The sequence below is a fragment of the Tundrisphaera lichenicola genome (assembly GCF_051175385.1).
Lineage (GTDB): Bacteria > Planctomycetota > Planctomycetia > Isosphaerales > Isosphaeraceae > Tundrisphaera > Tundrisphaera lichenicola.
On sequence record NZ_CP195106.1, the window covers coordinates 492,361 to 516,311 of the forward strand.

The 23,951-nt window shown below is 66.3% G+C and carries 16 protein-coding genes; 12 read left to right on the forward strand and 4 right to left on the reverse strand.

What is annotated here, in order from left to right; genetic code table 11:
• Nucleotides 1–329: 329 nt before the first annotated feature.
• The 9 genes from P12x_RS01975 to P12x_RS02015 all read left to right on the forward strand — a co-directional run bounded on the left by P12x_RS01975 (nt 330) and on the right by P12x_RS02015 (nt 11,120).
• The gene (locus P12x_RS01975) at nt 330–1,727 is read left to right on the forward strand and encodes a dipeptidase (protein ID WP_435009147.1); all 1,398 of its coding nucleotides are present in this window, start codon (nt 330–332) and stop codon (nt 1,725–1,727) included.
• 50 nt (nt 1,728–1,777) lie between these two features.
• Nucleotides 1,778–2,431, forward strand: a complete 654-nt coding sequence (locus tag P12x_RS01980; RefSeq protein ID WP_435009148.1) for a Uma2 family endonuclease — start codon at nt 1,778–1,780, stop codon at nt 2,429–2,431.
• Nucleotides 2,432–2,501: 70 nt separating this feature from the next.
• Nucleotides 2,502–3,038 carry a hypothetical protein gene (locus P12x_RS01985; protein WP_435009149.1) on the forward strand — a complete coding sequence of 179 codons (537 nt, stop codon included), beginning with the start codon at nt 2,502–2,504 and terminating at the stop codon, nt 3,036–3,038.
• Between the two features lie 97 nt (nt 3,039–3,135).
• Nucleotides 3,136–4,437, forward strand: coding sequence for a serine--tRNA ligase (serS, locus tag P12x_RS01990; RefSeq protein WP_435009150.1), 1,302 nt, complete (start codon nt 3,136–3,138; stop codon nt 4,435–4,437).
• An 18-nt stretch (nt 4,438–4,455) separates the two neighbouring features.
• A complete protein-coding gene (locus tag P12x_RS01995) occupies nt 4,456–4,734 on the forward strand; it encodes a hypothetical protein (RefSeq protein ID WP_435009151.1) in 279 nt (92 codons plus the stop codon).
• A gap of 44 nt (nt 4,735–4,778) precedes the next feature.
• Complete coding sequence (gene mgtE, locus P12x_RS02000; protein WP_435009152.1) at nt 4,779–6,164, forward strand: magnesium transporter; 1,386 nt, start codon at nt 4,779–4,781, stop codon at nt 6,162–6,164.
• A 17-nt stretch (nt 6,165–6,181) separates the two neighbouring features.
• The gene (locus tag P12x_RS02005; RefSeq protein WP_435009153.1) at nt 6,182–6,931 is read left to right on the forward strand and encodes a creatininase family protein; all 750 of its coding nucleotides are present in this window, start codon (nt 6,182–6,184) and stop codon (nt 6,929–6,931) included.
• A 251-nt stretch (nt 6,932–7,182) separates the two neighbouring features.
• Complete coding sequence (locus P12x_RS02010) at nt 7,183–8,439, forward strand: hypothetical protein (RefSeq protein WP_435009154.1); 1,257 nt, start codon at nt 7,183–7,185, stop codon at nt 8,437–8,439.
• A gap of 347 nt (nt 8,440–8,786) precedes the next feature.
• Nucleotides 8,787–11,120 carry an arylsulfatase gene (locus tag P12x_RS02015; RefSeq protein WP_435011751.1) on the forward strand — a complete coding sequence of 778 codons (2,334 nt, stop codon included), beginning with the start codon at nt 8,787–8,789 and terminating at the stop codon, nt 11,118–11,120.
• A 70-nt stretch (nt 11,121–11,190) separates the two neighbouring features.
• Here P12x_RS02015 and P12x_RS02020 read toward each other — a convergent pair whose 3' ends face one another.
• The gene (locus tag P12x_RS02020; protein WP_435009155.1) at nt 11,191–11,661 is read right to left on the reverse strand and encodes a hypothetical protein; all 471 of its coding nucleotides are present in this window, start codon (nt 11,659–11,661) and stop codon (nt 11,191–11,193) included.
• A 105-nt stretch (nt 11,662–11,766) separates the two neighbouring features.
• Complete coding sequence (locus tag P12x_RS02025) at nt 11,767–14,058, reverse strand: alpha/beta hydrolase family protein (protein WP_435009156.1); 2,292 nt, start codon at nt 14,056–14,058, stop codon at nt 11,767–11,769.
• A 293-nt stretch (nt 14,059–14,351) separates the two neighbouring features.
• Here P12x_RS02025 and P12x_RS02030 point away from each other — a divergent pair, with 293 nt between their 5' ends.
• From P12x_RS02030 to P12x_RS02040, 3 genes are all read left to right on the forward strand, one after another.
• Nucleotides 14,352–14,981 (forward strand): adenylate kinase family protein, encoded by a 630-nt coding sequence (locus P12x_RS02030; protein WP_435009157.1) that lies wholly within the window; start codon nt 14,352–14,354, stop codon nt 14,979–14,981.
• 239 nt (nt 14,982–15,220) lie between these two features.
• The gene (locus P12x_RS02035; RefSeq protein WP_435009158.1) at nt 15,221–17,473 is read left to right on the forward strand and encodes an OPT family oligopeptide transporter; all 2,253 of its coding nucleotides are present in this window, start codon (nt 15,221–15,223) and stop codon (nt 17,471–17,473) included.
• Between the two features lie 93 nt (nt 17,474–17,566).
• Nucleotides 17,567–19,654 carry a S46 family peptidase gene (locus tag P12x_RS02040; protein ID WP_435009159.1) on the forward strand — a complete coding sequence of 696 codons (2,088 nt, stop codon included), beginning with the start codon at nt 17,567–17,569 and terminating at the stop codon, nt 19,652–19,654.
• Here P12x_RS02040 and P12x_RS02045 read toward each other — a convergent pair.
• Nucleotides 19,629–20,795 (reverse strand): glycosyltransferase family 2 protein, encoded by a 1,167-nt coding sequence (locus P12x_RS02045; protein ID WP_435009160.1) that lies wholly within the window; start codon nt 20,793–20,795, stop codon nt 19,629–19,631. The two genes, P12x_RS02040 and P12x_RS02045, sit on opposite strands and share 26 nt — an antisense overlap.
• Nucleotides 20,792–23,914 (reverse strand): hypothetical protein, encoded by a 3,123-nt coding sequence (locus P12x_RS02050; RefSeq protein ID WP_435009161.1) that lies wholly within the window; start codon nt 23,912–23,914, stop codon nt 20,792–20,794. The genes P12x_RS02045 and P12x_RS02050 overlap by 4 nt, the downstream gene beginning before the upstream one ends.
• Between the last annotated feature and the right edge of the window lie 37 nt (nt 23,915–23,951).

Genomic DNA, 23,951 nt, shown 5'->3' on the forward strand with positions numbered 1-23,951 from the left:
GATTCATGACGGGAGAGCCGAATAGTTCGGCGGTTTGGCTCAAGAACTTGAGTCTTTTTGGTGTTGACTCTGGTTTTTTTGGGGCGGAGTCATTTCTTCAAAATTCATCTATCGTTGTAAGCCCCTGTGGCTCTCGGTACAAGACTGCCGTTTTTAAGAATCCTTGCGGTGATTCGAGAAGTCAACCACCCACTCGATCCCGAACTTCGCCGGTTCCTCGCCGGGAACGTCGCATCCCCCTCGATCTCGATGCTATACTGACGAGCTTGAGGGGGGACCCCCGCGCGGCGGGCCCCGACGGATTGCATCGCTGAAGGGCGGGACGGCCGATGACCATCGAACGGGTGGATGCCTACCTCGTATCTCACGGGGCCGAGTTCGAGGAGCAGCTGAAGGCCCTCCTCCGGATCCCCAGCATCAGCGCCCAGCCCGACCATGACGCCGACACCCGGCGGGCCGCCGAGTTCCTGGTCGAAGACCTCCGGTCGATGGGCTTCCCCACCGTCGAGCTGATCGAGACCAAGGGCCACCCCCTGGTCTTCGCCGAGGGGGCCAGGCTCCCCGGTCGGCCGACCGTCCTCATCTATGGACACTACGACGTCCAGCCGCCGGAGCCGCTCGATCCCTGGACCTCGGCCCCCTTCGAGCCGACCGTCCGCGACGGCAACATCATCGCGCGGGGTGCCACCGACGACAAGGGGCAGATGTTCACCCACCTCAAGGCGGCCGAGGCCTGGCTCAAGGCCGGCGGCGGCTTGCCGGTGAATGTCAAGTTCCTGATCGAGGGGGAGGAGGAGGTCGGCGGGGCGAACCTGGAGGCCTACGTCGCCGACCATCGCGAGAAGCTGGCCTGCGACTACGCGGTGATCTCCGACACCAGCCAGTTCGCCCCGGGGATCCCCGCGATCACCTATGGCCTGAAGGGGCTGGCCTACTTCGAGCTGATCGTGAAGGGGGCGAAGTCCGACCTCCACTCCGGGATGTTCGGCGGGACCGTCACCAACCCGCTCAACGCCCTGGCCTCGATCCTGGCGAGCCTGAAGGGGCCGGATGGGAAGATCCGGATCGAAGGGTTCTACGACCCGGTCCGGCCGCTCGAAGCCTGGGAGCGGGCCGAGTTCGCCAAGCTCCCGTTCTCCGAGGCCGAGTTCCTGGAGCAGGTCGGGGCGCCCTCGCTGGAGGGGGAAGAGGGGTACACGACGCTGGAGCGTCGGTGGGCCCGACCGACCTGCGACGTCAACGGCCTCTACGGGGGGTATCAGGGACCCGGGCCGAAGACGGTACTCCCCTGGAAGGCCGGGGCCAAGCTCAGCTTCCGCCTCGTGCCCGACCAGGACCCGAAGCAGGTGGCCGAGCAGTTCCGGGCCCACGTGGCGAAGGAGACCCCGCCCGGCGTGACGGTCGAGGTGATCGAGCACCACGGGGCCCCGGCGGTCCTGGTCGGGGTCGACAGCCCGGGCATCCGCGCCGCCAGCCGGGCGATCGAGGCGGGATTCGGCAAGCCTCCGGTCTTCATGAGGGAAGGGGGCTCGATCCCCGTGGTCGGGCTCCTCAAGGAAAACCTCGGGGTCGACACCCTCCTGCTGGGCTGGGGCCAGAACGACGACAACCTCCACGGCCCCAACGAGAAGTTCTCTCTGGCCGACTACCACCGGGGGATCAAGGCGAGCGCCCACCTCCTGGCCGAGCTGGCCCGCGAGGGAGTCTCGGAATCAGGAGTCGGCTGATGGCGACTGCTACTCATCAATCGGCCTCGGCGACCGAGCCTGTGCCATCGATGGCACCCACTCCGGTTTCGACGCCGATGCCCATGCCGGCATTGACCTTGTACCGGATGTCGTGCGACCTGTACGAACGGCTCGCCGAACAGGGCCTGCTCGGGCCGAAAGACAGGGTTGTGCTCCTCGATGGTTTGTTGGTGAATCAGATGCCCATAGGCCCCATGCATAGTACCTCCGTAGCGCTGGGGCAGATTGCACTCCAGGGCGCCGCCCCTGTCGGTTGGTATGTCCGGGCCCAGCAGCCCATCATCTTGCGAAACGGACCGCAGGGGGATAGCGCCCCGCAACCCGATCTGGCCTTGGTGGTAGGCACGATCCTGAGTTACACAGGCCGCCATCCGATCGGAACCGAGGTAGGTCTGGTCGTCGAAGTGGCCTCCGATTCCGAAGCACTTCGTGTCGATCGCTCGGGCCTGGCCCGCTATGCTCACGCCGGGATTCCGATCGCCTGCATCGTCAATATTTCGGAGCGCTCGATCGAGGTCCATACCGAGCCCAGCGGACCAGTCGCGGATGCCAACTATCGGAAATTCGAGACGATGTATCCCGGCCAGTCCCTGACGGGCGAGATCAGCAACACCACCACCGGCCCGGCGGCCATCGCCCCGATCCCGGTCGAGTCGTTCTTCCCGCCGATCGGGATCGAGTGATCCTCCAGGACCGTAGGACTGTCCACAATTCGATCCGACCTCAGCAGATCCAGTCACCGGATGGTCCGCGATGATTTTCTTCGAGTTGTTCCATGATCTGATCGAATCGAGGTCGCTCGTCGATGTCCGGCGGGACGACCTCGAAGTCTCCGACATCCGAGGTTTCATCCTGGGACTCTCGACGGAACTCGTCCTGATCGGAGTCGTCGGGGACGACATTCAGCATGATGGTTACGCCATCATTCAGCTCGACGATGTCTCTTTCCTTCGCTGGGGCACGGACAAACTGCTCGGCTGGGAGAAGGTCCTGGAGGGTCCGCGTGACGACGGCATGGAGAACGACATCGACCTCTCGAACTGGTCCGGTGCGATCGAGTCGGCCCGCTCGAAGGCGCCGCTGGTCACCTTCCATCGAGAAAAGCTAGATTCCTCCACCTGCTACATCACGGACCGATTCGAGAACACCGATCTCTCGATCGTCGGTCGCCAGATCACGACAGATGGGCAGAGAAACGGTTCCTTCGCGATCAAGACCGAGGACCTGACTCGGATCGACCTAGGGGGCCGCTATGAGGCCGGCCTCAAACGGATGCTGGACACGGTCTGAGAATCGCCGGTGATTCTTCCGATCGGCTGTCCGCCACCGGGCGCGAGATCCTGGTGAACGGACCTACTGATATTCATCGAACGGCTGGGGTTATCGCATGCTCGACCTGAAATATGTCACCGCCAATCCCGAGGCCGTGAAGCAGAACTGCCGGGACCGGAACGTCCCCGAGGTGATCACCGAGAGCATCGACCAGATCGTCGCCTGGGACGCGTCTCGGAAGACGCAGCTCCAGTCGCTGGAAGACCTCCGGCGTCGCCAGAACGAGGGGGCCAAGTCGATCAACTCGGCCAAGACCCCCGAGGATCGTCAGGCCCTGATCTCTCAGGGGAAGGAACTCCGGGCGTTGGTGACGACCGCCGAGGATGTCCTGAAGAGTCTCGACGCGTCGATCAAGCTCGCCCTGGGGCGCGTCCCCAACATGACCCACCCCGACGCCCCGATCGGCGCGACGGAGGATCTGAGCGTCGAGCTTCGGAAGGTCGGCACCCCCCGGTCGTTCGACTTCAAGCCGAAGGATCACGTCGAGATCGGCAAGGCGCTCGACCTGATCGACTTCGAGGCCGGCGGGAAGGTCTCGGGGACCGGGTTCTACTTCCTCAAGAACGACGCCGTGCTGCTGGACATGGCCCTCCAGCAGTTCGCCATCAATAAACTGGCCCGTCGGGGATTTATTCCCATCGTCACCCCCGACCTGGCCCGTACCAGTATCCTGGAGGGGATCGGTTTCAACCCGCGAGGCGAGGAGACCCAGGTCTACTCGGTCGAGAACTCCGACCTCTGCCTGATCGGGACCGCCGAGATCACCCTGGGCGGGATGCACGCCGACGAGATCTTCGACGAGTCCCATCTGCCGCTCAAGTACGTCGGCCTCTCGCACTGCTTCCGGACCGAGGCCGGGGCCGCCGGTCGGGCCAGTCGGGGGCTCTACCGGGTCCACCAGTTCACTAAGGTCGAGATGTTCGCCTACTCGACCCCCGAGACCTCCGGCGCGATCCACGACGAAATCCTGGCCCTCGAGGAGGAGATCTTCACCGAACTGGGCATCCCCTACCGGGTCCTCGACATCTGCTCGGGAGACCTGGGAGGCCCGGCCTACCGGAAGTTCGACCTCGAAGCCTGGATGCCCGGTCGCGGCGAGGCCGGAGAATACGGCGAAGTGACCAGCACCTCCGACTGCACCGACTACCAGTCCCGAAGACTCAACATCCGCTACAAGCCGACCGGCCAGAAAGGAACCCGCTTCGTCCACACCCTGAACGGAACGGCCGTCGCGCTCAGCCGGGCGATGATCGCCGTCCTGGAGAATTACCAGAGGGCCGATGGCCTGGTGGATGTGCCGGGGGTCCTCAGGCCGTATCTTGGGAAGGATGTGATCGGGGCGACGAGATCGAGCTAATCGGCGGGCGGCAATCGGATGGGTTCATGCCTGGTCAGGAGCTTCGGGCTGGCGTTGTGCCTGTTCGGTCTCTATCTGGGGCTGATGGTGCTCGCCTACGCATCCATGATCGACCCTTCGTTCCAGGGGGCTGCCTGGTGGGCCGAATATTGGGGCATGCTCTTTGGGATGTGGCGCGAGGCTGGTTTTTCCCTCGCGATGGTTCTGGTCGGAGGCTGGCTGCTGTTCGCATTCCCGGAGTTCGTGGGCCAGGTCCCGCCAAGAGTCGTCAAACCAACCTGGGATGACCTCGAATAGCCCGCCGGGATGCTGACCCGGCTCGATTAAGGAGGCCGGCCGCGATGTTGCGTAATCCGCTGCTGGTCCCCGACCTCCGCGAGCTGATCCAGGCTGGCGAGACATCGGTCCTGAGCGAGTTCCTGGCCGACCACCACCCCGGTCACATCGCCGAGATCATCGAGGATCTGGGCGATTCCGAGGGGGACACGGCGTTAACGCTCCTGCCCGACCGGGCGCGGGCCGAGGTGATGAGCTACGTCGAGCCCGAGCGTCAGGTCCGGGTGGTCGAGGCGATGGCCCCGAGCGACGCGGCGGCCCTGCTCCACCTGATGTCGCACGACGACCGGGCCCACCTGGTCAACCGGCTCGACGACGACCGCGCCGACGATATCCTGAGGAACCTGGCCCAGGCCGAGCGCGAGGACATCCGCCGGCTCGCCAGCTACGAGCCCGGGACCGCTGGCGCGGTCATGACCACCGACTACGCCACGCTCCCCCCCCACCTCTCGGTCCGCGAGGCCCTCGACCGGCTCCGCCGCGAGGCCCCCGACCGCGAGACCATCGACTACAGCTATGTCGTCGACGACCATCACAAGCTCATCGGCGTGGTCCCCCTGAAGCGGCTGATCCTGGCCCGGCCACTCGCCAAGGTCGAGCAGATCATGCAGCGCGACATGATCTCGGCCCGGGTCGACGACGACCAGGAAGCGGTCGCCCAGAAGGTCGACAAGTACGACCTCTTCGCCATCCCGATCCTCGACGCCTCCGACATGCTGGTCGGGATCGTCACCCACGACGACGCGATGGACATCCTCCGCCAGGAACAGACCGAGGACATCCTCGCCTTCGGCGGCGTCGCCTCCGACGCCGACGACGACGAGGAAGGGGACTACTGGCAAGGACAGGTCCAGTCGTCGGTCCGCCGGAGGATCGGCTGGCTCCTGTTGCTCTTCCTGGGCGGCTCGATCACCCGGTGGGTCATCCATTCGTTCGACTGGGTCGACCAACGCTTCGCGGGCGAGCTGGAGTTCAATGCCTTCATCCCGCTCCTGATCGGGACCGGGGGGAACGCCGGGAGCCAGACCGTCGGCACGATTATCCGGGGTCTCGCCCTCGGCCAGATCGAGCGGGGCGATCTCTGGCGGGTGATCGCCCGCGAGATGCTCACCGGCCTGATCCTGGGCCTGCTCCTCGGCACCCTCGGTTTTGTCTTCACCTGGCTCATGCTCGGCCAGTCGGCCATCTTCGGGCTGGTGATCGCCCTGGCGATCCTGGGGATCTGCGTCTGGGCCAACGGGATCGGGGCCCTGGTCCCGCTCATGGCTCGCCGGTTCGGGCTCGACCCCGCCTTGATTTCCGCCCCCCTCATCAGCACGCTGGTAGACACCACCGGGCTGGTTATCTTCTATGGGATCGCCATCGTCCTGCTGATCCATCTGGCCTCCTGACCGACGGACCCTCGCCCATGATCTTCGCCGAGATGACCGCCCCCGAGATCCGCGCGATCCCCCGCGACTCCACCCTCGTGATCGCCCCGATCGCCGCCACCGAGCAGCACGGCCCGCACCTGGCCGTCTCCACCGACACGGTCCTGGCCGGGGGGGTGGCCTCGGGCGTGGAGAACGCCTTGGGCGACAAGGCCCTGGTCCTGCCGGTCCTCTGGCTCGGGGCCAGCGACCACCACCTCCCGCACGGGGGGACCCTCACGGCTCCCTTGCCAACCTACGAATCCATGCTCGTCGACCTCCTGACCCCACTCCTCCGCGACGGCTTCCGCCGGGTCATGATCCTCAACGGGCACGGGGGGAACATCGACCCGCTCCGGATCGCCCTCCGGCGGCTGGATGTCGAGTTTCCCCGAGCGATCCTGACCGGCGCCGCCTACTGGGACCTGGCCGCCGACGAGATCGCCGCCCATTGCCGGGCCCCCCGGAAGGAGATGGGCCACGCCTGCGAGATCGAGACCTCGATGATGCTCCACCTCCGGCCCGACCTCGTCCGGCTCGATCGGAGGGTCGACGACCCCGACGACACCCCCGACCACCTCCGAGGCCTCACCTGGCCCCGCGACTTCGCCCGGAGGACCGACCACGGGGTCGTCGGCTATCCCGAATCCGCCGATGCCGAGCGAGGCCGACTGATGCTCGAAGCCGCGGTGTCCGGAGTCGTGGAGGTCGCCCGCAGGATCCTCGACCTCCCGCTATCGGGGGAATGAGGTTGGTCTCGCCGGGTTGACCGTCGGATCAAGTCGAGGCGATCGTGCGAGAGTGGCCATAATGAGAGCCGGGCTGGCTCGAACTGGCGTGTTCGGCCCCTGGGAGTATTTCAATTCTTCGATTTGGAGAGGAGGGCATGGCAGAGGCGTAGGTTCGAGATATGATTGGCTTCGATGAGTGTCGAGGTCGGGGAGCAGCCGGCCGATGGACATTCTCCCTCGTCGAAGACCTCTCGGGAAGGAGTCGATTGATGAGCACCTTCGATCGGTCGTCGAGCCGAATTACCCCGCTCACGCTTCTGGGATTCGCGTGGGTCCTGGGGGCGGCCGGCTTCCTCGACGCCGCGGAGGCCGGATGTCCTCGATGCGGCTGGGCTCCTCCGAAGCGTGCGGTCTCCGCGACGTTGAAGCCCGGCCAAGACCTGTGGAAGGCCCTTCAGCGGGCCAGGCCGGGCACCACCGTCCTGCTCGAAGACGGTACTTATACGCTCCAGGGCGCCCTCCAAATCGTCGCCCCGGGCCTCGTCGTTCGCGGCAAGAGCGGCGACCGATCCAAGGTCATCCTCCGCGGCGCCTCGATGGTGGAAACGGCCGTGCTGGTCGCCGTCTCGATCGAGGCCCCCAATGTCACCCTGGCCGACCTGACGATCGGCCGAGTGGGCTACCATGGCGTTCAGGTCCACGGGGAACTCGGGGGCTCGGGCTCGGTCCTCCATAACGTCCGCATCGTCGACACGGGGCAGCAACTCGTGAAGGCCACCGTGGGCAAGGACGGCCGATCTGTCGACGACGGCCTGGTCGCATGCTCCTCGTTCGAGTACTCGGATCACGCTCCCAGCGACTATACCAATGGGGTGGATGTCCATCGGGGCAAGGGCTGGGTGGTTCGCGATAGCATCTTCCTTCGGATCAGGGGGCCTCGCGATGTCGGATCGAGGGCCGGGCCCGCCATCCTTTTCTGGAACGAGTCGCGTGGCACGATCGTGGAGCGGAACCGCTTGATCGACTGCTATCGGGGGATCGCACTCGGGCTGATCGAGCGTGGGACGGGGTTCGACCATCAGGGGGGAGTCATACGCAACAATGTCCTGGTCAACCTGAACTCCTGGGCCGACGAGGCCATCGAGGCCAGCAACAGCGGCGACGTTCGGATCGAGCACAATACGGTCTTCGTCGAAGGGCAGGTCCCCTGGTCGATCGGCCTGCGGTTCCCCGCCACGAACGGGGTGGCGTTCAATAACCTGAGCAACCGTCCCATCCTGCTCAGGAACGGGGCCCGGGCCGAACTCAAGGCGAATGTCACCGATGCCGGACGCGACTGGTTCGTCGACCTCGCTCGGGGAGACCTGCGACTCGCCCGAGGGGGGCTCTCGGCGATCGATGCCGGCGTCCTGCTCCCCGAAATCGGTCAGGACTTCGACCGCCATCCACGCGTTGTCGGGAAGGCACCCGACGCGGGAGCCTTCGAGTTCACCCCGAAGGCCGCCGCCCCCCAACCCCGACGCTGATCGATGGGCGGTCGGACTCGGTTGGATCGCCGAGCGAGGATCATCAGCTCTCGAGGTCTTCGAAGTGCGGCAACTCGCCGAAGTCGATTGCGACGCGTCGAAGAGTGGGCGGAGGAGGCTCGGAGGCATCAACCCTCGAGATCCCGACGGAATGTTGTCCGGCTTGCATCGGCGTATTTATTTGATTTGTGTATTTTAATAATGTGTTGATACGGGGTGATCGTGAAGCGGTCGATCCTGATTGGCTTTTGGTCGTTACTCACGCCGATCCTGGGGGTAACCTCGTGCGATTTGATCCATTCCGACGCCTCCGGCTGACCTCGCTCCTGATCATCCTCGGCTCGTCGATGGGAGCGGAAGTCGCCCGAGGTCAGCAAACCTCCCCACCGGCGCAAGCGGACGGTTCAATCCTGCCCTTTCCATCGGTACCCTCGGCGAGCCGGGCTGGCCCGACCTTGCAGGAATCCGAGATGAAGTGGCGGAAGCAGCCCGATCGGCTCAAGCCAGGCGCACCGAACGTCCTCATCGTATTGATCGACGACGTGGGCTTTGGCCTGCCGGACACGTTCGGAGGCGAGGTCCACACGCCCACCCTGAGCCGGTTGCGGGAATCGGGCATCGCTTTCAATGCCTTCCACACGACTTCGATCTGCTCGCCGACACGCGCCTCGCTCCTGACGGGTCGGAATCACCACCGGGTCGGCAGCGGCACCATCGCCGAGCGGGCCTCCGACTTCGATGGCTATACCGGGATCATCCCGAAAACCTCGGCGACTCTCGCCGAGACGCTTCATCACTATGGCTACAAGTCGGCGGCGTTCGGCAAGTGGCACAACACTCCGGCGAACCAGACCACGGCGATGGGACCGTTCGACCGATGGCCCAACGGCCACGGATTCGACTATTTCTACGGCTTTCTCGCCGGCGAGACTTCGCAATGGGAACCAAGGCTCTACGAGAACCTCAACGCCATCGAGCCGCCAAGGAGCGAGAAGTACCACTTGACCGAGGATATGGTCGAGAAGGGGGTCGCCTGGCTCAAGCGGCATCAGGCCTTCTCTCCTGACAAGCCATTCTTTATGTATTGGGCCCCTGGCGCGGTCCACGGCCCGCATCACATCTTCCCGGAGTGGGCCGACAGGTATAAGGGCAAGTTCGACGACGGCTGGGACCGATATCGCGAGCGAGTCTTCGCCCGGCAGAAACAACTCGGATGGATTCCGTCGGGAACGAAGTTGACGCCCCGGCCCGACACTCTGGCGTCGTGGGAGAGCATCCCCGAATCGGAGCGGCCGTTCCAGCGGCGACTGATGGAGGTCTTCGCCGGATTCGCCGAGCACACCGATGCGCAGGTCGGCAAGCTCGTCGACGCGCTGGAGCAGCTCGGCGTCCGGGACAATACCATCATCTTCTGTATTTGGGGCGACAACGGCTCGAGCGCCGAGGGTCAGAAGGGGACCGTCAGTGAGTTGCTCGCGCAGAACAACATCGCCAATACCATCGAGCAGCAGTTGCGGGCGATGACCACGCTGGGTGGGCTGTCGGTACTGGGCGGGCCGAAGATGGATAACATGTATCACGCCGGCTGGGCCTGGGCCGGGAGCACCCCGTTCCGGTCCACCAAGCTCGTCGCCGCGCACTTCGGAGGCACACGCAATCCGATGGTCGTCTCCTGGCCGAAGGCCATCCAGCCGGACCGGACGCCGAGGTCGCAGTTCCATCACGTGAACGATATCGTGCCGACGCTATACGACGTGATCGGCATCATGCCGCCCGTCGAAGTGGACGGGTTCAAGCAAGATCCCATCGACGGCGTGAGCCTGGCTTACACTTTCGCCGATGGCCGTGCGACGGGGCGGAAGAAGACGCAATACTTCGAAAACAATGCCAGCCGGGGCATTTATCAGGACGGCTGGTTCGCCTGCACCTTCGGACCGTTCGTCCCCTGGGACACGCCGAGCACCGCAGCCCGGTTGAAAGGCTGGGACGCCAATCAGGACGTCTGGGAGCTATATAACCTCTCGGAGGACTTCAGCCAGGCCGACGACCTCTCCGCGAACGAGCCCGATCGGCTGTCGCGGATGAAGGATCTCTTCCTGGCCGAAGCGAAGGCCAACCAGGTCTTCCCCATCGGCGGCGGGCTCTGGACGCGGTTCCACCCGGAGGATGTCATCTCGAGCCCCTACAAGTCCTGGCGGTTCGATGGGACGACCACTCGCATGCCGGAGTTCGCCGCGCCGGGCCTTGGCAAGCGAAGCAACCACGTCACCCTCGATATCGAGGTCGGCCCGGACGCCTCCGGGGTGCTGTACGCCCTCGGTGGTGCCAGCGGAGGGGTCTGCCTTTACATGGATAAAGGACAGCTCGTTTATGAGTATAATATGCTCATCATCGAGCGGACCACCGCAAAGGGGGACGAGCCCCTCGGACCGGGGAAGCACCGGATCGAGGTCGATGAGACGTTCGCCAGGCCCGGAGGGCCAGCGGAGGTGGTCCTCATGGTTGACGGCGGGGAGGTCGCCCGCAAGAGCGTCAAGCGGACGGTCCCGGGGGCCTTCACCGCGAGCGAGACGCTCGACGTGGGCATCGATCTGGGGTCGCCCGTGTCGCTCGATTACTTCGATCGCTCGCCGTTCAAGTTCGGGGGAACGGTCGATCGAATGGTCGTTGAATTGAAATGAAGGTGACCCGGGTGGCGGGGTCCGGCGATCGGACCCCGCGAGGTCGGGGACCCAGGGATCAGATCGGGGGTCATTCCTTGGGGATTGGCATCAATTGCAGGGTCACGATCTTCCATTGGTTGTCCTCGCGGGCGCGGACCTGGACGAATTCGGCCAGATCGCCCTGGTCGACATTGAAGGCGAATCTCCCGCGGATCAGCAGGAGGTCTTCCCCCACGAAGCGGGCCGACTCGACCGTGTTCCGGCAGCGGTGCTCGGGCTCGCGATCCTTGAAGATGTCGGAATAGGTCTTCTCGATCGCGGCCTTGCCTCGACGGTTCTCGAGCTCGACCTTGTCGGAGTCCGAGGCCCGCTTGATCAGGATGATCTCGGCATCCTCGACGAACGTCGCGGTCATCGCCTTGGCATCGCGCCGGTCGAACAGGGCCGAGCCGCGGTCCAGGGTCTCCTTGGCCACGGCCATCGCCCGGGGGTCGTCCTGCCCGAAGGTCAAGGACGGGGCGATCAGGAGCATCAGGGGAATCAGGATTCGGATACGCATGGGTGGGCCTCTTCGCTCGGGAGAGATTACGTGGGGCATCCTTCGGACAACGCGTGAGCATAGCCGAGAGACGTCAGGGGCGACAACCGACAAATCGGCAAGCCGTCAGGGCTGGACGTTCCCCCTCGGCCAGTTCAGGTGCCGGGCCAGGAAGGGGAACGTGCCCGATCCTTCGACCTTGTGGCCTCCGTTGAAATAGGCGATGTCGACCCGGTCGGCCAGGCCTAGGGTGTCGTAGAGCCGCTTGACCTTGGCGAACTCGTAGCCGATCCACTCGTCGGGGGCGACCCCGTCGCTATGCCCGCGCTCGACCTGGAACGGGCGGGGGGCGATCAGGGCGGCCATCTCGGCGTAATTGAACCGCTCGGCCAGGGCGAACTCGTACATGTCGTACTCGATGGTAAACATGTAGCTGAGGCTTCGGTCGAGGTTCGTGTTCTTCACGACCCACTCGTTGAAGTCGCCCGAGCAGATCGAGAGGCAGTAGCGGTCCAGGATGGCGGGCACCCTCATCGCGGTCTTGCCCCCGTAGGAGAGGCCGTAGAAGGCGATCCGCCCGGGGTCGACCATCGGGAGCCCGGCAAGCCAGCGGGTCGTCTGGTCGTGCTGGGCCACGATCACCGAGAAGAGGGACTGGCCGATCGGGTTGAGCTTGCGCTGGAGGGTCCGGAATCGGTCCTTGCCGATATAAGGATTCTGGGGTGCGTAGACGATGTAGCCCCGGTCGGCGAGCTGGGCCCCATAGGCGTTGTAGACCGACTTGATCTTGGGGTCGACCACGTCCTCGGGACGCCCTTCCAGCCCGTGCTGGCAGACCACGACGGGCCGGCGTTCCCCCTCCTTCAGGTCTCTGGGCAGGAGCAGGATTCCCGAGGCGACCACGTCGGGCAGGACTTCCAGCTCGACCCCGTAGCCGATCCACTTCGGCTCGTCGTAGAGCTTCACCGACCTCGCCGCGATCGGCCCTTCGGGGACCTCGAGCTTGCCGATCAGGTCTTCGTGGAAGGCCTTGCGATAGGGGGCGAGCGACTTCGCATAAGCCTCGGGCGAGGTCATGTCGGCCTTCGACCAGTAGGCATATCGGCGAAGCTCCGAGGTCCGGATCAGGCCCTGGGTGTAGGCCACCCACTGCCCCAGGATTCGCTTCATCCGGCCTCGGGGGTCGAAATGGGGTCGGAGGTCGCGGAGGTCCGGGACCTCGGCGGTGGTCGCCCGAGGCTCGATGCCCAAGGCCTTCAAGAAGGGCTCGAGGCCGCCTCCCGGCTCGCCGTCGGTTGTGGTGAAGGTCATCGTCTCGCGAAGTTTCTCGGGGACGATCGACCCGATCCGCTCGAACTCGCGACGGGCGTCTTCCGGGTGGATCGGCGTGAGCTTGCCGGAGGCGGCATCGGCCCGGCTTCCACGGGCGGGGGGCGGGCCGTCGTAACCGGGGGCGTCGGAAGCCTCGACCACCAGGGCCCTCGGGGCGACCAGCGCCGCGGTCTCGGCGTCGCCGAACTCGTTCAGGAGCGTCCAGACGTTCCGGTCGATCGGGCCGGACCAGAGATTTTCCTGGGGCCCGAAGGCCCCGGCCACCCAGGCGGCATCTATCCTCGGGTCGACCGCCGAGGCGAACAGGGCGATCCTCCCTCCTTCGCCATGCCCGACCACGCCGACCGGCATCCTCGGGACTCCCGGGCGGACCAGCCAGTCGACCGCCGATCGGACCGTATCCACCTCGTCGCCGATCGGATGCCGGCCGGCCTCGTAAGCCATCCGGTAGAGCCACTCGCGATGCGGGAGGTTGGTCATCCGGACCGCCGGGTTGCCCGAGAACTCGTCGGTCCGGTCCAGCAGGGTCGGGATCAGGACCCGGCAGCCTTGACGGGCGAGTCGGAGGGCCAGCCCCGAGCCCGCCCCCGGCGCGAGCCCGGCCAGGGCCTCGGGCGATGACGACCCGTCGGGGACCGCCACCATCGACGCCCGGACCTCCCCCCCCGGCTCGATCAGGAGCCCCTCGGCCTCGACCCCTTCGACCACGCCCCAACGGACCGCATAGATCGAGACGCCCGACCCCTCGGCCACCCTCGCGGGCGAGTCGGGGGATGAGACATAGCTGAGCGTTGGGGCGACCCGAGGGTTGTCGGCCGCGATGATCCGGGTCAGCCGCTCGCGATTGGGCTCGACCGATCGGGCGTAGGCCTCGGGCGAACTCGCATCCACCGACCATCGGTCCTTCCGGCGACCGAAGCTCGCGGCGATCTCGCGGTCGGCGAACCGGTGCAACCCCTCGACCATCACCGACGATGGTTCACCCCGATCCATCCACGGGGCCGTCCCGGGGACCGTCTGAGCACGGGCCATCGACGGCGTCAGGATCGCGAGGGTCAGCAGTGTCGGGGTCAGTCGTCGGAGCATGGCGAGGCTCTCGTCCGGAGGGGTGACAAACAACGGTGGGACTGTCCCCCGAGGATCACCTTGCCGGTCTCCGTTCGCAAGGGGATGGGGCGACCCGTCTGGGAAACGAACTTCCCGCTTTCTCGCGACTGGAACGCGCCTGGAAAAGATGGGTTGCCCGTCGAGGTCCCTAAAACGGATGATAGTCTGGTGAATTCAGGAGTGTCCTCCGACCGGACGGTTCGGACTCCCCCCTCTTCCGTCCCGACGTCGGGCCGGCCGACTGGCTTCCCTCTCCGGGTTCAGGTGATCTCATGGCTGCTGAGCGCAAGTACCGGACCATTCTCCTCTTCGGCATGCCCGGCAGCGGCAAGGGGACGCAGGGTACGGTCCTCGGACAACTCCCGGATCTGGTCCATATCTCGTGCGGCGACCTCTTCCGGAAGCTCCCCAAGTACGGCACGCTCGGCAAGGAGATCGTCGACTTCACCTCGCAAGGGTTGCTCGTCCCCGACGACCTGACCGTCCGGATCTGGGAGCGGCACATCAAGATCCTGGAACTCCAGGAGTTCCTGATTCCCGAAATCCACACGCTCATCCTCGACGGCCTCCCGAGAAATTACACGCAGGCCGAGCGGCTCGACCACATGCTTGACGTGGTGCAGATCTTCCACCTCAAGATCGCCGACAACGCCAAAGCCATGGCGCGTCTCAAGTCGCGAGCCCTCCGGGAGAACCGGCTCGACGACATCAACGACGAGGTCATCCATCGGCGGCTCAAGACCTACTACGACGAGACCTATCAGACTCTCAGCTTTTACGATTCCTCGCTGGTCTACGACGTCGACGCCGGTCAGTCGCCCGTCGGGGTCCTCCGCGACATCATCGACCGGATGGCCGTCCTCCAGCAGCAGCGGGATTCCAAGCGAGTCTCCGTGGTCTGATCGGGACAGTCAGGAATGGAGGGCTCAGGACTCAGGACTTTTTCCGGTAGGGCAGGGCTCGCCCTGCGGCAGGCCTGGCCTCGGCAGGGCGAGCCCTGCCCTACCGAATGGTCGTCCCTCCTCGGGCGAACCGGGGGATCGAGACTCTACCCCTTCATGGCGTCTTCGCGATAAACTCCTGGACTTGAGACCCTAGACCTGAGTCCTCCAGTCCTGAGCCCAGAGGGGAGTCGCGGAGTATGTCGGTCCATCCACCGCCCGAGCCCGCCGTGTCGGGCACGCCCGATGGGGAATCCGGCTCGACCCACCGAGCCTATGTCGCCGACTCGACCGTGATGCCCGAGCTGACGTGGTCGGCCGTGACCCTCGGCGCGATCCTCGGCATCATCTTCGGGGCGTCGTCGCTCTACCTGGTCCTCCGGGTCGGGATGACGGTCTCGGCGTCGATCCCGGTGGCGGTCCTCTCGATCACGCTCTTCCGGTTCTTCTCCAGGGCCACCGGGTCGCGACCCGCGACGATCCTGGAAAACAACATCGTCCAGACCACCGGATCGGCCGGCGAGTCGATCGCCTTCGGGATCGGCGTGACCATGCCCGCCCTGATGATCCTGGGCTACGACATGCGGGCCGTCCAGGTGATGCTGGTGGCGGCGCTGGGCGGACTGCTCGGGATCCTGATGATGATCCCGCTCCGCCGGGCCTTCATCGTCAAGCAGCACGGGAGCCTGGCCTATCCCGAAGGGACCGCCTGCGCCAAGGTCCTGATCGTGGGAGAGCAGGGGGGATCGAGCGCCCGGACCGTCTTCACCGGGTTCGGGATGGCGTTCCTCTATCAATTCTGCATGGAGGCCCTGAAGCTCTGGAACCAGTACCCGGCGCGGGGCTTCGAGAAGTTCAAGGGGGCGGTCCTCTCGTGCGAGGTCTCGCCGATCCTGCTGGGCGTGGGCTACATCATCGGCCCGAGGATCGCCTCGGTCACCTTCGCGGGGGGCGTCCTGGCCTATCTGGTGCTGACGCCCACGATCTCGCTGTTCGGCCAGGGCTCGGGGGCGATCTTCCCGGGGACCAAGCCAATCGGCGACATGTCGGCCAAGGACATCCGCGACGCCTACATTCTCTACATCGGGGCCGGGGCGGTCGCGGCGGGCGGGGTCATCAGCCTCTTGCAGGCCCTGCCCCTGATCCTGGGATCGATCAAGTCGGGCCTGGGCGACCTGGCCCGGTCGGGGGGAGGGGTCTCCTCGACCGCGCGGACCGAGCGCGACCTGCCGCTCTGGCTGGTGGGGGTGGGCTCGACCTTGCTGGTGGCGGCGATCGCGGCCACCGGCCTGTTCCCCACCGAGGTCGACCTGACCGGGCGGATCGCCGGGGCCTTGATGATCGCCGTCTTCGGGTTCCTGTTCGTCACGGTCTCGTCGCGGCTGACCGGCGAGATCGGCTCGTCCTCCAACCCGATCTCGGGGATGACCGTCGCCACGCTCCTGCTGACCTGCCTGATCTTCGTCCTCCTGGGATGGGTGGGGACCGAGTACCGGGTGGCGGCGGTCTCGATCGCGGGGATCGTCTGCGTGGCGGCCTCGAACGGCGGGACGACCTCGCAGGACCTCAAGACCGGCTACCTGGTCGGGGCCACCCCGAAGGCCCAGCAGCTCTCGATCCTGGTCGGCGCGTTGACCTCGGCCATCGTGATCGGGTTCACGCTCCTGCTCCTGAACGAGGCCAGCACCGTCGTCACCAACAAGGCCGAGAACCTGCCGAAGATCGCCGCCCCCGATGTCTCGAAGCTGACGAAGACCGAGGCCGGGCCCGACGGCAAGGAATACAAGGTCTGGTGGGTGGTCGACCCGATTCCGGGCGCCGAGGCGGGCAAATATCTGGTCGACGACGCCGGCAAGGCGGTCTATCTGATCGACCCGGCGATCAATGGTCGGGTCGACACCCGCGACGATGGCTCGAAGGTCACCAAGTACGACGCCCCCAAGGCTCGACTGATGGCCCTGATCATCGACGGGATCATGCGAGGCCAGCTCCCCTGGGGCCTGGTGATCCTGGGGGCCCTGATCTCGGTCCTGATGCAACTCTCTCTGGTCCCCTCGCTGGCCTTCGCGGTGGGGGTCTACCTGCCGCTATCCACCTCGATGCCGATCTTCGTCGGCGGGCTGGTCCGCGTGGCGGTCGACCGGATCAAGAAGGCCAATGCGGAGGATTCGGATTCGAGCCCGGCCGTCCTGCTCTCCAGCGGATACATCGCGGGTGGGGCGATCGCGGGCATCCTGATCGCATTGCTGGCCCTGGCCCCGTCCTCGGTCTCGAATGCCCTGGACCTCTCCCGTCAGCTCCCCGACTCCTGGAACCAGGGCGCCTGGCCCTCGCTGGCGGCCTTCGGCCTGATGGCGGGGGTGCTCCTGCTTTGCGGCCTGGGCGTCTTCTTCAAGGGGGACGACCCCTCGGCCGTCTCCGACGGGGTGAAGGGACGCGAGGAAGACCTCTGAGGATGAACAGGTCGGGTGGCGTCGAGCTCAGCGAGGCCCACCGGACCGATCGACGACATGCTCTAACGAATCCGCCCCGACGGAGACCGCACCATGAATGCTCATCGAAGGATCGCTTGCTTTATCGCGCTGGCCCTGGCCGCGCCGGGAGGGAACGTGCTCGCCGACGAAGGGATGTGGGTCTTCGACAAGCTGCCGTTCCGCCACCTCAAGGAGACCTACAACTTCGAGCCGCCGCCGGGCTGGGTCGAGCACCTGTCGTCCTCGGCCGTCCGGTTCAACAGCGGGGGCTCGGGGTCGTTCGTCTCGGCCGACGGCCTGGTGATGACCAACCACCATGTCGGGGCCGACACGCTCCAGAAGATCAGCACGAAGGAGAAGGATTACTACAAGACCGGCTTCCACGCCAAGACCCAGGAGGAGGAGGTCCGCGCCCCCGACCTGGAGCTGAACGTGCTGGTCGGGATCGAGGACGTGACCGACCAGGTCAACGCGGCGGTCCAGGCCGGGATGGACGACGCGGCGGCCAACACCGCGCGTCGGGGGGCGATGGCGAAGATCGAGAAGGACTCGCTCGACAAGACCGGGCTCCGGAGCGACGTCGTCACCCTCTACCAGGGGGGCAAGTACGCCCTCTACGTCTTCAAGAAGTACACCGACGTCCGGCTGGTCTTCGCCCCGGAGTTCGACGCCGCCTTCTTCGGGGGCGACCCCGACAACTTCGAGTACCCCCGATATGACCTGGACGTTGCCTTCTTCCGGGCCTACGAGGACGGCAAGCCGGCGAAGCCCAAGCACTTCCTGAAGTGGAGCCCCGCCGGTTCGAAGGAAGGGGAGCTGACCTTCGTGGCGGGCCATCCGGGCCGGACCAGCCGGCTCAACACGGTCGCTCACCTGGAATACCTGCGCGATCATTCATTCCCCCTGCTGCTGGACATGCTGCACGACCGCGAGGCGTTCCTCCTCGAATACGGCAAGCTCGGCCCCGAGCAGTTCCGCCAGTCGAAGGAGGACCTCTTCGGCATCCAGAACAGCCGGAAGGCCCGCGAGGGGGGCTTGAAGGGGCTGGAAGATCCCGAGCTGATGGGTCGCAAGAAGGCCGACGAGAAGGCGCTCCGCGACCGGATCGAGGCCGACCCCGAGAAGAAGGCCGCCTTCGCCGCGGCCTGGGACAAGATCGCCGCCTCGAAGAAGGTCTCCGCCGAACTCCTCGAACCGTACAGTTTCCTGGAGCGCGGGTTCGCCTTCGACTCGCACCTGTTCTCGATCGCGCGGACGCTGGTCCGGCTCGCCGCCGAGAAGGCCAAGCCGAACGCCGACCGGCTCCGCGAGTACCGCGATTCGGCCCTCGAATCGCTGGAACTCGAACTCTTCTCCGAGGCCCCCACCTACCCCGACTTCGAGAAGGCCCGGCTCGCCCGGTCGTTCACCTTCTGGAAGTCGAGGATGCCGGATGATCCGATGGTCGAGCGAGTCCTGAGGGGCCGGTCCCCCGAGGAAGCCGCCGCCGAGCTCGTCGACGGCAGCCGACTCGCCGACGTCAAGGCTCGCAAGGCCCTGGCCGAGGGTGGCTTGAAGGCGATCGAGGCCAGCGACGATCCGATGATCAAGCTCGCCCTGGCCGTCGACGCCGATGCCCGAGCCCTCCGCAAGCGGCTCGAAGACGAGGTAGAGGCGGTCGACACCGTCCAGTACGGCCTGATCGCCAAGGCTCGGTTCGCCGAGCTGGGCGAGTCGACCTATCCCGACGCCACCTTCACCCTCCGACTGGCTTATGGAACCGTCAAGCCGGTGGAGATCGACGGCAAGATGATCCCCGCCTACACCACCATGGGCGGGGCCTTCGACCACGCCAAGGCCCACGGCGACGAGCCCCCCTATCAGCTCCCGCCGAGCTGGATCGAGGCGAAGAAGGAGAGGAGGCTCCGGCTCGACACCCCGTTCAACTTCATCACGACGGCCGACATCATCGGCGGGAACTCCGGGAGCCCGGTCGTGAACCGCAGCAACGAGGTCGTCGGCCTGATCTTCGACGGCAACGTCGACTCGCTCGTCCTCGACTTCGCCTACGATGACCGGAAGGCCCGAGCCGTCTCGGTCGACTCGCGATCGATCGTCGAGGCGCTCCGCTCGATCTATCAGGCCGAAGGGCTGGTCAAGGAACTGACCGGCGGGCAGTGAGGGGCGATTTCGAGGACTGCTCATCCGACTCCCTCTCCCAACCGGGAGAGGGAGTCGGAGATGCCGGGGACCTCTGGTTCCGCCGACTCGGACCCCGGCACCACCCGGCCCACTCGCCCAGCGACCAGGCGGCCAGCATCGCCAGGGTGATCGGGAGAGAACGGAGGAACGGTCCGAGGTGTCGCCCGTTCCTGAGCATCGTCGACAGGAGTCGGCCCACCTGGACCGCGAAGATCGCCGGGCCGGCGACCCATCCCGCGAGCCGACCCGCCGTCGAGAGGCCGTCGGCCCGGAGCTGACCGAACTCGAAGCCGAACCGAAATCGGTCGCCGAACGCCTCGCCGGGGCCGAAATTCCGGACGTGCCGGACGACGGCCCGGTCGACCGTCCGGACGAGGCCACCTCCCCGGAGGATCGAGGCGAGCAGGGGGGTCTCGTGGACCTCTCCCCCCTCGGTGAGCCGGAGAGCCCATTGACGGTCGACCGCGAAGTTGTTGCCGGCGAGTCTCGAAGGCGGGGCGGATTGGTCCCCGACTTTTTGGTTATGATCTTCCTCCCTCTCCCCCTGGGAGAGGGTTGGGGTGAGGGACCCCCGCACGATCGGGAACCGTTCAGAACCTTGCTTTGTGAGCCGTCGAGCAATTGGGAAGACCCTCACCCCAACCCTCTCCCAGGGGGAGAGGGGGGAATTCGGGGTCGGGTTCTCAAGCTTGTGGGTCACGCTCGACGGGAAAAACGGCGCGTACTCGCAGAAGACGACCGCCCAGTCGATCGCGGAGGCTCGGGGGTCGTGATCGACCAGGCCCGAGGCGGCCAGGACCCTCGGGTCCTCGAAGGTCGCGAGCCAGGCTTCGACCCATCCCGGATCGACCAGGACCGAATCCTCGGTGAAGACGACGACCCTCCCTCGCGAGTCCTCCAGCCCGAGGCGTCGGAGCCTCGGGACCCCCGTCCCGGGCGGGGCGGTGATCCATCGAACCCCCGGTTTCGGGGCCAACCCCGTCGGCCCGAAGGCGGCGACCACGAGGATCTCGGCAACGCCCCCGACCTGCCCGGCCAGCGACTCCAGGAGCCGGTCGACCGAGCGGGGAGAGTCGGTGGCCGCGATCACGATGCTCAGGTCGGGCGGGCCCCCGATCATTCGCGGATCGGGATCGGTCGGGAACGGGTGGCCGTCGCGGGCGCCTCTTCCGGTTGGTCGGTGATGGCCGTGGTCTCGGTCGCGGGCCGGACGGGCCTCCTCCGGGGGCGGACCTGGGCCCGGCTCGTGTCGATCTCGACCGTCTCGACGATCGGCTCGACCTTCAGGTCGTCGAACTCGCAGGAGTTGTAGCCGGCCATCCCCAGCGTGACGCTCAGGGTCCCGTCGACGGGGACCCTCCGGTAATAGACGATCTCGAACCAGTCCCCATCCAGGGCGTCGGGGGTCCGGAACTGGAGCCGCTCGCCGCCGATCGAATCGCGGACGATGAGGCCGCCGGCCCCGGGCGCGGTCGGGAATTTCATGTGGGCCATCACCGAGATCCGGTAGACCTGCCGGGCTCCCACCTTCACGGATGGGGAGCGGATCGCGACCATCGCGTGGTCGGCCGGCGGGAGCGAGTCGATGTTCAGGCCCTTCCGGGGGCGGGCGGAGAGGGAGAGGTAGGAGCCATTCTCGGCCTTGTCGGGCCCTCCCTCGTTGAGCTTGATCGTGGTCTCGACGTCCTCGGATTGGTAGCTCTCCTCGACCCAGCCGCCATCCTTGAGAATCTCGGGATCGTCGAAGTGGCCGCCTTCGATCAGGTTCTGGCCGAGCCGGCCGGTCCGGATCCAGTCGGCCCAGATCCAGGCCTGGGGGAGCGTCGCGAACGAGGCCAGCGGGGCCGCGACGACGGGCGGGACGATCCGGGGCTTCGGCTTCTCCTGCCCCTCGTAGGCCACCGGGCCGCAGGGGAGGTCCTCGTCGTTGAGGATCTTGACGATCTCGTCGTAGGCGGACATGAAGTGATAACGCATGAGGACCCGGAGCGGGCGGCCGGCGCGTCGGGCCTCGTCCCAGGCGGTCGGGTAATCCTCGCGGGCCAGCGCCGCCCGAGCCGAATTGATGAACTCGCCCGACTGGTTGAGCAGGTCGACCGAGTCCTTCTGAGGATGGCGGAGGTCCTGGAGGAGCGAGTCGATCTCGATGACCCAGGCTCGCTGGAGCTCGGCCTGCTCGATCGCCAGGTTCGCCGCGAGCGGGCGGACCCGGTTGACCGACTGCTCGATCTGATCCTTGAGCTCGACGTTGGTCGTAACCAGGACGATCGCGGTGAGACCGAAGTCCTCCAGCGTGATCGAGAGGCCCCCCGGCGCCCGTTTGGAGTCCAGGGGGACGACCCCGCCGGGGCTGATCAGATAGGCACGGGCGTCGCTGGCGGCCGGGATCAGGAGCTTGAGGTTATTGAAGGCCCCCTGGGGCGGCTGGAACTGGGCGTACTTCGAGTAATCGGCCAGCATCAGCAAGGTCCCGCGCCGGTCCTTGGTCGTGATCGCCGCGGCCGTGATGGTCGGGTGCGGGGGGTATTCCTTGGGGGTCGGCGGCTTGTTGATCTGCATGTTGGTCGTCTGGAACAGGGCGATTGGCTGGGGCGGCGGGGGGTCGGGCTGGTAGGTGTCGACCATCCGGATCGCCTTGTCGGGGTCGCCGAGGATCGGCTCCAGCAGGTCGATCTCCTCGTTGAGAAGGGCCATCTCGATCATGTTGGGCCGCCCGTGCGCCGCGTTCAGGCCGGAGTCGGCGCGATAGCAAATCCCCCGCATCCCGGCGGCGATGGCGGCATAGGTGGCCGTCCGGAGCTGCTCGGGCTGGATCCGGGGAGAACCCCAGGCGGGCGGGGCGTCGGTCCCCCAGATCGCCTCGCGATAGATCGGCGGCGGCGTGGCCTCCAGGATCGCCCAGAAGAGGGCGTCGGCGTTGCTCCGGGCGGTCAGGGTCCGGCGCTGTTCGAGGAACTGGTACATCTCTTTCGGGCCTTGCATCGTCGCCCAGGCGGCGGTGGGGATGCCGATGACGTCCAGGTTCTCGGGGATCCTCGAATATTCCGGGAGCATCCCCTCGACGGTCCCCGTGGTGAACGGAGAGCCGCCGGGCTTCAGCTTGTGGATCGCCAGGTTGGCCTCGCGGATCTTCTTCAGGGTGGCCTTGCGCCGGTCCAGATCGTTGACGGTCCCGAGGCCCTCACCCAGCGACCAGAAGGCGACGGAGTCGCGGGACGGGAAGGCGGACGCCTCCGAGGCCAGGCGGTCGGGATCGGGCAAGGTCCGGTCGTCGGGCCCGGTCAACTCGGGGATCAGGAGGAGGCCCGAGGCGACGGACTTCTTGATCCACTCCTCGTCGGCCCCTCGGGGCACGATCTGGACGTCGGCCCCGAGCCTCCGGAGCTGCGCCGGGTCGACGTCGGGGGCGCGGACGGCGGTGAAGAACCAGGGGAAGCCGTCCTTGGTCAGGCGGTTTCGGTCTAGCTTGATCCGGGTATTCGCGCCGGGGCGGACCGACTCCAGGGGCTCGCTCGGGCCCCTCGGGCGATCGGCGATGGTCCGGACCGAGGCCCCTCGGGCCGGGTCGCTCGGCCGAGTGGCCGCGTCGGCGACCGAGGCGTCGACCGGCCCTACGGTCAATTCGTCCAGATAGACCTCGGTCTCCCCCTCGCCCGCGTAGAGGTTCACGACCAGGCGTTCGAGGTAGGCCCCTTCCAGGCTGACCTTGCGCCGGGTCGAGGACCGGAGGACGCGGGCCTGCTGCTCGATCGCCGGGAGCAGGTCGGTCAGCTCGAGCTTCTGCCAGCGGTCGGCGTTCTCGAAGGGCTCGCTGGAGATGTGGACGAAGGACGGTCGGCGGGTGTCGGGGTCGACATCGTTCGGGAGGATCACCCGGCCGATCATCCGGATTCCCGCCCGGTTCGACCGGACGTACAGGCCAACCTTCAGGTCCTCGGTCACGGGGATCTTCGGCAGGGCATAGCTGAAATAGAGCCCGCCGCCGATCCCGGCCTCGAACTGGAACCCCTCGGACCGGACCCCCTCGTGGGCGGCTCGATTGGTCCGGTCGTGGGAGAAGATCTTGACCGTGGCGTCGGTCTGCTCCTGCCGCCAGGCGATCCGGGGCGACTCGAAGCCATCGGTGATGATCGACGATGGTCCGTCGGCGGCCAGGGCTCCGCCGGCCAGGGCCATCAGAACCCCGACGGTCCGCCGGCACGCCGACCCGAGATTCGAACGGGCGACCCGATTCCGCATGGGACGCGTGACCTCCCAGTCAAAAGGCCCGGCGAGG